Below are 12,094 nucleotides of genomic sequence, written 5' to 3'. Positions count from 1 at the left end.
CGACAGCCTGTCTCCCACGCCACGCCCCGCGCGCATAGAGCTAACCCCGACCGAAGAGTGCCCCCATAACCGTCTTCGAAGCCCGCAACTGGTTACCGGCCGAAGGCACTGACAGACCGCGGATCAGGGGCATGACCACCGGCCTTTCCGGCCGGGAGGCACTTCGTCATGTCGACCGGGACGGTGCTGTCCCCTGCGCGGGCGGTCGCGGACTCAGGGAGCTCCACGCCCCTGGTGCCGTCTCAGAAGGACCCCGATCAGCGGGCCCTCAGCCGCCACCTCTCGGCGATCTGGACCGAGCCCGTCGCCGTCATCAAGACAGTCGATGGGATCCCAATCCGCGGCGCAGGCCCGCGCCTCTACACCTGCTTCGATCCCGAGACACGCGGCGAGCTCGCCGCCCTGTCGTGGGCAGAGCCGGTACTGTCCAACTGCCTCCAGACCGGGAAGATCAACGGGCACAGCGTGGCGAGCAGATACACACCGCCCACCGACAGCAGCGTGCAGGGCAGGCCGGCCGAATCCACGAGGAAACCCGCAGCCAGTCCGCCCATCGGAGTGATCAGCTGGACCGAGGCCGTCGTCGCACTCAACACGCGGCTGCGCAGTTCCTCCGGCACCGCCTCATACGTCACGGTGGCCATGATGGGGCTGAGCACACCGAAAGCGAGACCCTCAACCGCCATGATCACGGCCAGCGGGGCGAAGGTGTCGGTGAAGGCGGCAACCACGAAACGCGGCAGGCCCCCGATGAGAAAAGCGATCGTGAACACGGGCCACCGCCGAAAGCGGCTGCCCACCGCCCCAAAGACCAGCGCCCCCACGAGTGCACACACCCCGAACGCCGCGTTCAACAGACCGAGATCGACGGCACCATCAAGCTGCCCACGGGCATCCACGGGCAGGAGCACGGCACTCCATCCCTGGTCGAGGCCCCTGGTGACCAGCGTCATCAGGCACAGGCCCAGCAGCAACGGAGTGGCTGCCAGGAAGCGATAGCCTTCCGCGAGTTCACGACGGTAGGCACGCAACGATGTCGCCTCGACCTGCCGCTGGGCTTGTGCCGCGGGCAGGCCGCGCACCCCGAACGCGAACAGCGGCGCGGAGACAGCGAAGGTCGCGGCATCCATCCACAGAACGTTCTCGGCTCCGAGTACAGCGATCAGCACACCTCCGAGAGCCGATCCGGTCAGCGCCGCACAGCGTGCCGCACCGTCATACAACCCGGCAGCCCTGGTCAGCGGCATTCCGGCGCGTTCGGCGAGCGTGGGCAGCAGCACGCCGCGAGCGGTTTCACCCGGCGCCCGGAACAGCCCTGTCATCGCCATCAGCACGCACAGCATCCAGAACTGCAGGATGCCGGCGAACTGCAGCAGCGGGATCGCCGCAACAGCGGCCCCACAGGCGAGATCGGAGACGACACTCACCCGCCGTCGCCCCATCCGGTCGATGACCGGGCCGGTGACGAGCGCAGCGAGCACGGCGGGCAGCAGTGTGCAGAATGCGACGATCCCGGCCTTGGCGGCACTGCCCGTGCTCTGCAGCACGAACCACGGCACGCCCATGTACGTGAGGCAATTCCCAGTGACCGAAAGGAGGTTGGCGGCAAGAACCATTGCCAGAGGACGGCGATCAACCGGCCTGAAGTCTTCAGGCACTACGGTGGTCTCCCATAAGGGCAAGCGCCCACCGCGAACGAAACCCGTCAGCTGGTGAGCGAGGCGAAGTGGTCAGCGTCTGGCGCGCACAGCGAGGCGCACCGCGATGCGGTGTTCACAAGCAGCGCCTCCACCACTTCGCCGGGAGACCACCCGACACCTCCACGCATTGTCACCTCGCACACCCGTCCTCGGCAACGAAGATCCGTTCGCAATGCGCAGCTCGCGCAGGGAATCGTGCGAGATACGCAGATGAGAGCCGTCGGTGCCCCCTGTGGTCAGCTATCGGCCGGCCGCCCGGCCTTGCTCCGGGTGTGGGCGAGTCGGTAAGAAGGGGCCCCGCCTCTCTCGCTTTGTTCGCCAGGTTATGGTCCCCTTTCCCCCTTCCAGGCCGAGGAGTTGCCACGCTGCGCCGCGCCCTGCGACCGACACGTCTGCGCATTCCCGCCCGTCGCTTCTCCGCCGGGATCGCAGAGCTGCCGCCCACCGCGCGTGAAGCGCTCGGCACCGACGTCACAGCCGGGCAGGCCATCGCCTACCACCGCGACCGCCGTCGCCCTCTACCGCAGCGGACACACGCTGCCGATGACCGACGCAGACCTGGACGACGCAGTGCTCGCCCTGGACTTCCCCTCGTCGGCCTCGAGCGCTAAGACCCGCGCGTCCATCCGTGCCGCGCTCGCTGTCCTGGACCCCGACCGGCGCCGCTACGGCTTCGACTTCGACCGCAGCACCGTCTACCGCCTGGTGTCCGCGGACTGCGGCCGGCTGCCCGCCGCCCTCCGCTCCCGCCAGGACGGCCTGCGCCGCAGCAACAGCCGGTCGGCGCTCTCGTGCACGGTGTTGAGCAGGATCTGGGACTCGCCGACCTGCTGGGCATCTCCGACTCCGCAGCCCAGCGATGGCACGCCGTTGCACGGCTCGGCCATGGCCGCCCGGTGGCAGCGGGCGCACAATGGACCTGCTCCGGTGCGCACATACGGCGACGCTGAACTCGAACTCGGAGAACTGTGTCCTGTCGAACCAGGCAGCGTCGCGGAACGACGTCCCGAAAAAGCGGGCGAGGGCTTGGCACCTACGTCGAGATGGCCTCCCGGCTCTTCGACCCCGCCCTTCTCGCCCTCGGCGTCCTCGCCAGCCGGTCCACGACCCGCGTCACCGCCTCGACATCAGACCTGACACCGATCGTGCAGAGCCTGCGTGCGGTGTCGGAGTACTGCGTTTTCTCGAACGTGGCTTCGCCGGCGAAGTGCGCAGGGTGGCCGGTACGGGTCACGCAAGATCACCCGGTGAGGGCCTGTTCGTCGGGGTTGGTGGGTGGGGAGGGGGTGGTGCCGAAGCGACGGTCGCGGCGGGTGTAGGTGTCGATGGCCTGCCACAGGTGGGTGCGGTCGGTGTCCGGCCACAGGGTGTCGAGGAAGACGAGTTCGGCGTAGGTCGACTGCCAGGGCAGGAAGTTCGAGGTGCGCTGTTCGCCGCCGGTGCGGATGAGCAGATCCACGTCCGGCAGGTCGGGGTGGTGGAGGTGGGCGGCGAGGTGGCGGGGGGTGATGTCGTCGGGCTGGATGGTCCCCGCGGCGACTTGACGGGCGAGTTCGCGTGCGGCTTGGGTGATTTCGCTGTGGCCGCCGTAGTTGATGCACATGTTCACGGTCAGGCCGGTGCGGTGGCGTGTGAGGTGTTCGGTCTCGCGCAGTGCGTGCACCAAGTCCGGTGGCAGTCCTTCGGGGAGGCCGGACCAGCGCAGCTGGACGTCGCGTCGCCAGACTTCCTCGGTTTCCATGACGAGGCCGTCTCGGACCAGGCGCAGGATGGCCTGGATCTCAGCGGCGGGGCGTGCCCAGTTCTCCGAGGACAGGGAGTACAGGCTGAGGTGGGGCAGGCCGATTTCGAGGGCGCCGTAGATGACGTCCCGCACCGCGAGCTGGCCGGCTTTGTGGCCGGCGGTGCGCGGCTGGCCCCGGTGGGTGGCCCATCGTCCGTTGCCGTCCATGATGAGCGCCACGTGTCGGGGGACCAGGTGGGCGGGCAGTTGGGGCGGCTGGACACCGCTGGGGTGGGGCACCGGTGGTAGCGGAGGGGTCGTGCGCGCTGTGTCGTGGTGGCCTTCTGCGGGGTGCGGCAGGTGGATGGTGGCAGGAGTGGTGGCAGTGGTCTGGGTGTGGCGGTGCCAGGCCCTGGCCGTGCGGAGTCGGCCGCGGGCCAGTGTGAGGTGGAAGCGGACTGGGTTCGCCCGTGAGCGGCGCTGCAGCAGTGCGTGGGGTTTGCGGTCAATGCGGTCCAGTTCGAGCAGGTGCAGGTCGATGACGGTTTGCAGGGCTGCGGCCATGGGTGGGTGCTGGGCGCCGGCGGTCGCGGCCTGAGCCAGCCACTGGCGGGCCTTGGCGGTCATGGCGTGGACCATGTCGGCATACCGGCCGTCCGCCCGGCCGTGGGCGAGGGCCTCAGGGCTGACGTCGTGCTCGTCGAGCACGGCGGCGGGCAGCTTGACGAAGCCCTCCGCGGCGTCTTCCCGTAGGTCGCGCAGCACGTCGATGAGGTTGAGCGCGTCGGTCCACACGCGCAGTGCCTGGGCGTCGTCGGGTGTGAAGGCCAAGCCGGGGGTGGTGAGCAGGGCCATCAGGCGCCTCACGCCGAAGGGGAAGGTGAGGGTGCGCCAGTAGGTGTACCAGTCGTCCCAGGTGGTGATGGCGCTCTGGCCTTTGGCGTCCTGGCGGTATACGGCGTTGAGTGCGGTTACTCCGTCGCTGGGCAGGTCCCAGGTCCATACGGCGTGCACGAAGGCCGCGCGCAGGGGGTCTTCGCTGTGGCCTGCCCGCAGGTCGGCCTCCAGTAGTTCGCTGAATCGGCTGACGCGTTCGACTCGTTCCTGCCGGTCGAGGTGCTGGGTGTCGGAGAGGTCGTCGATGTGCCGGCCGTATCCGTACATGGCCCAGAACAACGGTCGCAGTCGGCCGGGCAGGAGCTTGGTGAGAGCTGCTTCCACCGGACCCGACCGGTGCATCAGGCGGCGGCAGATTTCGTAGCCGGTGATGACCGTGGTGTCGTGGATACCGGCTTGGCGGTAGACGTACGTGCGGACCGGGTGCAGTAGACGCAGGGCGATCTGGCGGGCGCGGGGCCTGGTGGCGCGCCCGCCCAGGAGTCTCTGCGTGATGGTGCGCCGGCTGGTGCGGGCGGTGAAAGCAGCCAGGCCGGCGGCGGTCAGTCCTGCTGACCAGCACAGGCCGAGCAACAGGTGCCGCCAGGGGGTGTGGGTGAGATCGACCGCGGACACGGAAGACTGCATCGCCCCGTAGGCGGGCAGCCACTTCAGCAGAGGACTGTCCGCAGAAGGGTTGGCGACGGGGTTCTGCAGTGTCAGATCGATGAAGCTCAGCATGATGACGGCAAACATGCCCGCCAGCTCACTGCGTAGCAGCGCCGCCAGGAGGATCCCGACGCCCCCGTACGTCAGGGCTCCCACCATGAACGCCGCGGCCATGACGTCCAGGCGCTCAGGCCGATAGAAGAAGCACACCCATGCCGTGGCATACGAGGCGGTCAGTGCCGCGGTGAGGAGCAGTACGGTACTGCGAGCCAGCAGCAGGCAGATGCGCGGGTAGCCGGCGAGCACCATGCGGTGGTCGAACTCCGCGGAGCGGCTGGCAGCAAGGAACATCATGAACCCGACGATCAGCGCAAGGGAGTGCAGCCCACCGGACAACTGGCTGACCGTGTTGGCGCCCAGGGCCACGCGCTGATCGGCCGCGCGCAGGAAGAACCGGACCGGGTCGCTGGGCAGGACCTGGTAGGCGAGCGTCAGCCACAGCGGAACGAAGAAGAGCACCAGGACCAGCGCGAGCCGTTTGCGGGCCTGCTCCAGCGCAGCGTGGCGCACCGCTGTCCCCAGACACCGCCCCCACCACCTCATGCGGCACGCCCGGTGACACCTCGTCGGTCGCCGGTCGGGACGCCGTTGCGTGAACGGTGCAGGTGGCCAGGATTGTGCTGGGTCGTTGACACTTTCACTCCACGAATTTGGTGAGAGGCCGGCTCTGGCCGCATGGGTGCGCACGGGTGACAGGACAGGGTCACTGCGAGAGCGGCGCCTGTCATGCGGTTCGGTTGTGCACGGCCTGGATCAGGTCGCGCAGCGCGAATGCCGCCGCGGGAGGCAGGTGGGCGTGGTTCAGGCGTTCCAGGGCCTGGTGGTGGCGCTCTTGGATGAGATCCTCCACCGCCTGGCGGGCGCCGCACTCCTCCAGCAGCCCCTGGATGCGGGCCGCCGTATGGGCGTCCAGATCCGCAGCGCCGACCGTGCGCAGAAGCAGTTCCTGACCGGCCCGGTCCGCCCGGCGCAGAGCGCAGGCGAGCAGGGCGGTGTGTTTGCCTTCGCGGAGGTCGTCCAGGGTGGGCTTGCCCGTACGGCGGGGGTCGCCGAAGGTGCCCAGCAGGTCATCGCGCAGCTGGAACGCCTCACCCAACGGCAGGGCGATGGTGCTGAGCACGTGCAGGAGCGCCTGATCCGCGCCGGCGAGCGCGGCGCCGATGTGCAGCGGGCCTTCCACGGTGTACTGGGCGGTCTTGTACCGGGCGATGCGCAAGGCGGTACTCAGGGAGTCGGTGGGGCGGCCTGTGGTCACCAAGTCCAGGTACTGGCCGGTGACGATTTCGCGGCGCATGCGGTAGACCGCCGGTAGCACGGCCTTGATCTGCTCGGGAGTCATGGGCGTGCTGGTGAGGAGTTCATCGGACCACACCAGCACCAGGTCGCCGGCGAGGATGGCCGCGTTCGCACCCAGCCGGTCAGCCCCGGGACGGCCCGGGTGGTGCGCCGCCAGAGTCCGGTGCAGGGACGGCCGGCCCCGACGGTGGTCGCTGCCGTCCATGACGTCGTCGTGCATGAGCGCGAACGCGTGGAACAGCTCCAGGCAGGCAGCCACCCGCAGGACCGAGACCGGGGGTACGGGGCTTGTGCCTCCGGCCGCGTACCAGCCCAGCACGCACATCAAGGGCCGGATGCGCTTGCCCGGCGCGGAGATGAAGTCACCCACCGCATCAAGCAGCGCTTCCAGACCAGGCTCCTCGGCACGGCTGCCGCTGACCTTGTCGGCCACGAACACGGTCAGCGCCTCCTCGATGCTGCGAACGATCCGGTCCAAGTCCAGTCGGCCTGCGCCGGAGCCCACGCAGCGGGCAGGCCGCAGCAGCGCGGACATTGAACCGGGGGCGTCGTCACGCACTGCGGTGACCGGAGACTGCCGTCGGCTCATGCGACGCTTCCCGCGGCGCTGCTGTGTTCGGCGGCGAGAACGCCGTCCTGGAGTTGGTACAGCACGTCCAGGCGATCGCGGTCGTAGGCGAGGTGGGAGACGACCACGACCGCGCGGCCCCGCTGCCGCAGTCCCTGGGCGATGTCCCAGAACCGCAGGTAGGTCTCCCAGTCGAAGCCCTGATACCGCTCATCCAGGAGCAGCACCTCAGGATCGTGCATCAAACCCAGGGCCAGGTTCAGCTTCTGCCGCGTCCCGCCGCTGAGCGTGTGCATGCGGCTGCGAGGGCTCTCGTCGAAGCCCAGCTCCTCCAGCAGCTCCCACGCGCGCGCACAGCTTTCGAGCCGGTAGGCGGCCTGGAAAGACCGCACATGCTCAGCGACCGTGAATGCCGGGTGCAGCGCGGTGTTCTGCGGGCAATACCCGATCCGCCCTCGGCACTGGACCGTCCCACTGTCGCCCACGGCCTGACCCGCCAAAATGCGCAGCAGTGTGCTCTTGCCGGCACCGTTCGCGCCAACGATGCCCAGCAGACAGCCCCGCGGCACGTCCAGGCTTACCCCGCGCAGTACCGGGCGCCGGCCATAAGCCTTACGGACGTCATGGAGACGCAGAAGGACATCCACGGACACCCGGGTTGAATTGTTCACACCATAAGCAACGACTGGGCTGCACGATGGTAGCGCGGTCACAAGCGCTTCATGGCGTGCGATCAGCACCCGGAGTCCACGGTGCCACCCATCAGCCCGGCGAACCCGCCCGCAAAGCCCGCCCCAGGCACCTCCGACACGCGGGTTCAAGCGTGCGCACGCCCCAGATTCCGCGAACCCGCGTTCTTCCGACCGCACGGCGCAGAAGATCCGCCGCCAGGAGCAGGGCCACCAGTACGCCGAAGCCCAGCTCATCGCCCTCGGGCCTCCGGTTCCGCGGGCCGGGTGCAACCCGGCCGTCTGGCTCCGGCAAGCCCTGGTCGCGGTCGGCGCCCGCAACGTACGGCACCGCGGCGCACACCGCTTCTGCGGACGGTCGACACGTGTTGCCGCCTACTCGATGAAGCTACCAGAGTGACGGTCCCCCTACCCTCAACGGTGGTTCAAGGCAGACAGCACTCTTGAAGTCCCCTGAACGGACAGCCGTTCGGGTACGGCACAAGGGGATTAGATAGCGGGGGTCACGCAGAAGACGTGCCAGGCCGAAAGGTGACTTGGTCTCCGGTGAGATGCGTGTTGAGACCGCTCGGCGTGGCGGTGACCGATCGCAGGTGCAGGCCGTCGGGAATGTTGCGCATCTGAATGGGTTCGGCGAGAACTTTGTCGAGCAGAGCCTGTCCTGCAGCCGGCAGATGACCGTCAATGACGCTTACGTCGGTGAAGGCGATGCGGTTGGCGCCGACCGCTGCGATAGCCGTGCTCACGGTCACCTCGCCGCTGAACGGCAGGACGAGCTGTGCCCTGACCCTGTTCGGCTCGCTGTCTCCAGCTATCTCTAGACCGAGTGCGTCCGACACGTCCTCATACGACAGGAACGCCGTCGCGTCCACGGTCTGTGCGTGGGCCTCATCGGCCTCGCCGGAGGTCTGCAACTCGTCCAGTCCGACGGAGAGCCTGGTCACAGGCAGCGGTCGGCTGGTGCCGCGGGCGGGTATGTCCTGGGCGGTGATGTCCACGTGCCGCAGAGTGCCGGAGGCCAGCTGCGGCAGGACGGGAAAGCCGCGTATATCGACCGAGGGGCGCTCTGGAGTGCCCATCCCCTGTTGAAATGCTTCGGCTGTACGGCTCTCCGCGCGACTCGCCGCGACACGGTCGACAATGATGGCCGTCGCCCCCACCGTGACCAGAAAAGTGGCGGCTATGACGGCCCTGCGACGCATCCTCCGGCGCGGCGGGTGGGCAGACGCCAAGTCATCACCTGGCTCAGGCCAGTGTCCGAGGCTGCCGTCATGGTGATACGGGTTCATGATTCTCCTTCTCATGGGCTGGTTGAGCGGTCGAATATTCAGGAGGCCGTGGCTCGCGTGCGCTGGCGAGAACGGCGCTGGCTCAGCGCGGTGTGGGCAGGGGGCCTCCGCGAGACGGCCGCAGAAGTGATCGCAGAGCACTCGCCGTGCCGTACCGGCGGCATTCGGAGCGGCTCAAGCCCCCGCCTGAGTCGTGGACTTGAGCTGGCCGACCGGGCGCTCGCCTGGCACCGTCGGGAGGGTCTGCACCTCCCCGACGCCCGTTTTCACGGCGTCCGTGTGACTGATCGATGGACCTGGGCTAGCGACTAGGTAGCGCAGAAGCCAGGCGCATTGTCTGGCCCCTGGCGTTGGTGACGCCGTCTCCGCCGGACGGCCCCAGGTCTCTCGCGCCGTCTATTCCCGGTCAGCCGACGGAGCCGGCCTTCGCGAGGTCGAGTGCAATGTCGGTGATCATGTCTTCTTGACCGCCGACCATCTTGCGTCGCCCGACCTCGACGAGGATCGCGCGGGTGTCGAGGCCGTGCTGGCGAGCGGCTGCCTCGGCGTGGCGCAGGAAGCTGGAGTACACGCCCGCGTAGCCGAGGGTGAGGGTCTCGCGGTCGACGCGGACCTCGCGGTCCTGCAGGGGGCGTACGATGTCGTCGGCGGCGTCCATCAGGGGGAACAGGTCACAGCCGTGCTCCCAGCCCATCAGGTCAGCGACCGCGATAAACGCCTCCAGCGGGCAGTTTCCGGCTCCGGCGCCCTGGCCGGCGAGGGAGGCGTCGACGCGGGTGACGCCGCTCTCGACCGCGACGACGGAGTTGGCGACACCGAGGCCGAGGTTGTGGTGGGCGTGGATACCGATGCCGGTGTCCGGTTCGAGGACATCGCGATAGGCGCGGACGCGGTCGCGGACGCCGTCCATGGTCAGGCGGCCGCCGGAGTCGGTGACGTAGACGCACCCGGCTCCGTAGGACTCCATCAGCTTCGCCTGGCGGGCCAGTTCAGCTGGGTCGGCCATGTGGGACATCATCAGGAACCCGGCCACGTCCATGCCCAGGTCGCGGGCCGCGGCGATGTGCTGGGCGGAGATGTCGGCCTCGGTGCAGTGGGTGGCGACGCGGACCGAGCGGATGCCGAGGGCGTGGGCCTGCCGCAGGTCGTGCAGGGTGCCGATGCCGGGCAGGAGCAGCGTGGTGGGCACCGCATGGTGGACGCTATCGCAGACGGCCTCAATCCACTCCCAGTCGGTGTGTGCGCCCACGCCGTAGGTGACGCTGGAGCCGGACAGGCCGTCGCCGTGGGCGATTTCGATCGCGGCGACCCCGGCGTCATCGAGTGCGGCGGCGATGGTGCGGGCCTGGTCGACGGTGTAGCGGTGGCGTACGGCGTGCATGCCGTCCCGCAGGGTCACGTCCTGCACATACAGGGCTGGGGGCTGGTTCGCGGTCATCGGCAGACCACCTCCGTGAAGGGCTGTGCAGTCGCCATGCGTTCGGCGGTGCGCAGGGCGGCCGAGGTCATGATGTCGAGGTTGCCGGCATAGGCGGGCAGGTAGTGGGCGGCGCCCTCGACCTCCAGGAAGACCGAGACCTTCGCGGCGTCGGCGGACCGCGTGCCAGCGGGCAGCAGCGAGCGCAGGGGATCGTCGTCGGCAAGGCGCTCGAACTGGACCTTCTGCTTGAGGCGGTATCCGGGCACGTACGCCTGGACCCGGGCGACCATGTCCTGCACCGAGGCGGTCACCGCGGTGTCGTCGCACTCGCCGATGATGCAGTACACGGTGTCGCGCATGATCAGCGGGGGTTCGGCCGGGTTCAGGACGATGATCGCCTTGCCCCGGGCAGCGCCGCCCACCTTCTCGATGGCCGACGAGGTCGTCTCGGTGAACTCGTCGATGTTGGCCCGGGTGCCGGGACCGGCCGAGCGGGAGGAGATCGAGGCGACGATCTCGCCGTAGTGGACGGGTGTCACGGCTGCGACGGCGGCCACGATCGGTATGGTGGCCTGACCTCCGCAGGTAACCATGTTGACGTTCGGTGCGTCGAGGTGGTCGTCGCCGTTGACCGGCGGGACGACATACGGGCCGAGCGCGGCGGGCGTCAGGTCCACGACCCTGCGCCCCCGCGAGCGCAGCACCTCGTCGTGGCGGCGGTGCGCACCGGCCGAGGTGGCGTCGAAGACGATCTCGACGTCCGCGAACTCGTCCAGTTCCACTAGGCCGTCGACGCCCCCGTGGGTGGTGGCGACCTTCAGGCGGCGGGCGCGGGCCAGGCCGTCGGAGTTGGGATCGATCCCGGCCATGGCGGCGATCTCCAGGGAGTCGGAGAGCCGCAGAACTTTAATCATCAGGTCGGTACCGATATTCCCCGACCCGATGACAGCGACCTTCGTGCTCATGCCGCGGCTCCTTCCGTGGCGGCGGACGCGAACATGGCCGTGACCGTGCCGAGCCCTTCGATGTGCGCGGTGAACTCGTCGCCCTGGGCGGCGACGGCCATCGGGCCGAGGGCACCGGTCAAGACGATGTCGCCGGCCCGCAACGGGTCGCCGAGCCTGGCAAGGGTGGAGGCGAGCCAGAGAGCGGCTGTGAGAGGGCTGCCCAGGCAGTCGGCGCCGGTGCCCTTGGAGACCGTCTCGCCGTTCTTGGTGAGGGTCATCGTCACGGCCCGGAGGTCGACGCGGTCCAGGGGGACGGGGGATCCGCCGAGGACGTACAGGCCGCAGGAAGCGTTGTCCGCGACGGTGTCGACGATGGTGATGTCCCAGTCGGCGATGCGGCTGTCGACGATCTCCAGCGCGGGCAGCGCGAACGCCGTGGCGCGCAACAGGTCGGCGAGGGTCGGGTCGCGATGCGGCAGGTCCGTGCCCACCACCAGGGCGACCTCGGCTTCGACCTTCGGCTGGAGGAGTCGGCCGGGGGCGATCGGTTGTCCCTCGGACACCGCCATGTCGGCGAACAGCGCGCCGAAGTCCGGCTGGTCCACGCCGAGCTGCCGCTGCACGGCGGGTGACGTCAGGCCGATCTTCCGGCCCACCAGCCGCCGCCCGGCAGCGACCCCGCGCTCCACGTGCAGGCGCTGCACGGCGTACGCGGCGTCGATGTCCGCTTCGGGCAGGAGCGAGCGCACCGGGGCGCAGGGGGCGCCGGTGCGGGCGGCCTCCTCCAGGACGGCCGCCGCCTGGGTCACGGCGTCGGCCGGCTTGTGAGTGCTCACGGTCGCCCCCGGCAGGCAGTG

9 protein-coding genes are annotated in these 12,094 nt (G+C 69.1%); all 9 read right to left on the bottom strand.

The window, feature by feature from the left end; all coding sequences use genetic code 11:
- Positions 1-359: 359 nt before the first annotated feature.
- The 9 genes from EJC51_RS46980 to mhpD all read right to left on the bottom strand — a co-directional run bounded on the left by EJC51_RS46980 (position 360) and on the right by mhpD (position 12,073).
- The gene (locus tag EJC51_RS46980) at positions 360-1,658 is read right to left on the bottom strand and encodes an MFS transporter (protein ID WP_279631425.1); all 1,299 of its coding nucleotides are present in this window, start codon (positions 1,656-1,658) and stop codon (positions 360-362) included.
- A gap of 737 nt (positions 1,659-2,395) precedes the next feature.
- Positions 2,396-2,587 (bottom strand): hypothetical protein, encoded by a 192-nt coding sequence (locus tag EJC51_RS48120; RefSeq protein WP_166682991.1) that lies wholly within the window; start codon positions 2,585-2,587, stop codon positions 2,396-2,398.
- A 353-nt stretch (positions 2,588-2,940) separates the two neighbouring features.
- Complete coding sequence (gene uppS, locus EJC51_RS46965; protein WP_244363321.1) at positions 2,941-5,538, bottom strand: polyprenyl diphosphate synthase; 2,598 nt, start codon at positions 5,536-5,538, stop codon at positions 2,941-2,943.
- A 214-nt stretch (positions 5,539-5,752) separates the two neighbouring features.
- Positions 5,753-6,913 (bottom strand): polyprenyl synthetase family protein, encoded by a 1,161-nt coding sequence (locus EJC51_RS46960; protein WP_244363317.1) that lies wholly within the window; start codon positions 6,911-6,913, stop codon positions 5,753-5,755.
- On the bottom strand, positions 6,910-7,539 hold the full coding sequence (locus EJC51_RS46955; protein ID WP_208870799.1) for an ABC transporter ATP-binding protein: 630 nt from the start codon (positions 7,537-7,539) through the stop codon (positions 6,910-6,912). Before EJC51_RS46955 ends, EJC51_RS46960 begins: the two co-directional genes overlap by 4 nt.
- A 545-nt stretch (positions 7,540-8,084) precedes the next feature.
- Positions 8,085-8,783, bottom strand: a complete 699-nt coding sequence (locus tag EJC51_RS46945) for an LmeA family phospholipid-binding protein (RefSeq protein ID WP_279631452.1) — start codon at positions 8,781-8,783, stop codon at positions 8,085-8,087.
- A 493-nt stretch (positions 8,784-9,276) separates the two neighbouring features.
- Entirely contained in the window at positions 9,277-10,308 is a 1,032-nt protein-coding gene (gene dmpG / locus EJC51_RS46940; RefSeq protein ID WP_126276708.1) for a 4-hydroxy-2-oxovalerate aldolase, read from the bottom strand.
- Positions 10,305-11,255: an acetaldehyde dehydrogenase (acetylating) gene (locus EJC51_RS46935; protein WP_126276707.1), complete on the bottom strand. Its 951-nt coding sequence runs from the start codon at positions 11,253-11,255 to the stop codon at positions 10,305-10,307. Before EJC51_RS46935 ends, dmpG begins: the two co-directional genes overlap by 4 nt.
- On the bottom strand, positions 11,252-12,073 hold the full coding sequence (gene mhpD, locus EJC51_RS46930; RefSeq protein ID WP_208870798.1) for a 2-keto-4-pentenoate hydratase: 822 nt from the start codon (positions 12,071-12,073) through the stop codon (positions 11,252-11,254). Before mhpD ends, EJC51_RS46935 begins: the two co-directional genes overlap by 4 nt.
- Between the last annotated feature and the right edge of the window lie 21 nt (positions 12,074-12,094).

The sequence above is a fragment of the Streptomyces aquilus genome (assembly GCF_003955715.1).
In the GTDB taxonomy this organism is placed as follows: Bacteria; Actinomycetota; Actinomycetes; order Streptomycetales; family Streptomycetaceae; genus Streptomyces; species Streptomyces aquilus.
This window is presented reverse-complemented; position numbering and strand designations above follow the sequence as displayed.

What these genes read in the sequence shown, in the direction of transcription:
- dmpG (WP_126276708.1), bottom strand. Translation starts at nt 10,308, where the DNA reads ATGACCGCGAACCAGCCCCCAGCCCTGTATGTGCAGGACGTGACCCTG.
- EJC51_RS46935 (WP_126276707.1), bottom strand. Translation starts at nt 11,255, where the DNA reads ATGAGCACGAAGGTCGCTGTCATCGGGTCGGGGAATATCGGTACCGAC.
- EJC51_RS46945 (WP_279631452.1), bottom strand. Translation starts at nt 8,783, where the DNA reads ATGCGTCGCAGGGCCGTCATAGCCGCCACTTTTCTGGTCACGGTGGGG.
- EJC51_RS46960 (WP_244363317.1), bottom strand. Translation starts at nt 6,913, where the DNA reads ATGAGCCGACGGCAGTCTCCGGTCACCGCAGTGCGTGACGACGCCCCC.
- EJC51_RS48120 (WP_166682991.1), bottom strand. Translation starts at nt 2,587, where the DNA reads ATGGCCGAGCCGTGCAACGGCGTGCCATCGCTGGGCTGCGGAGTCGGA.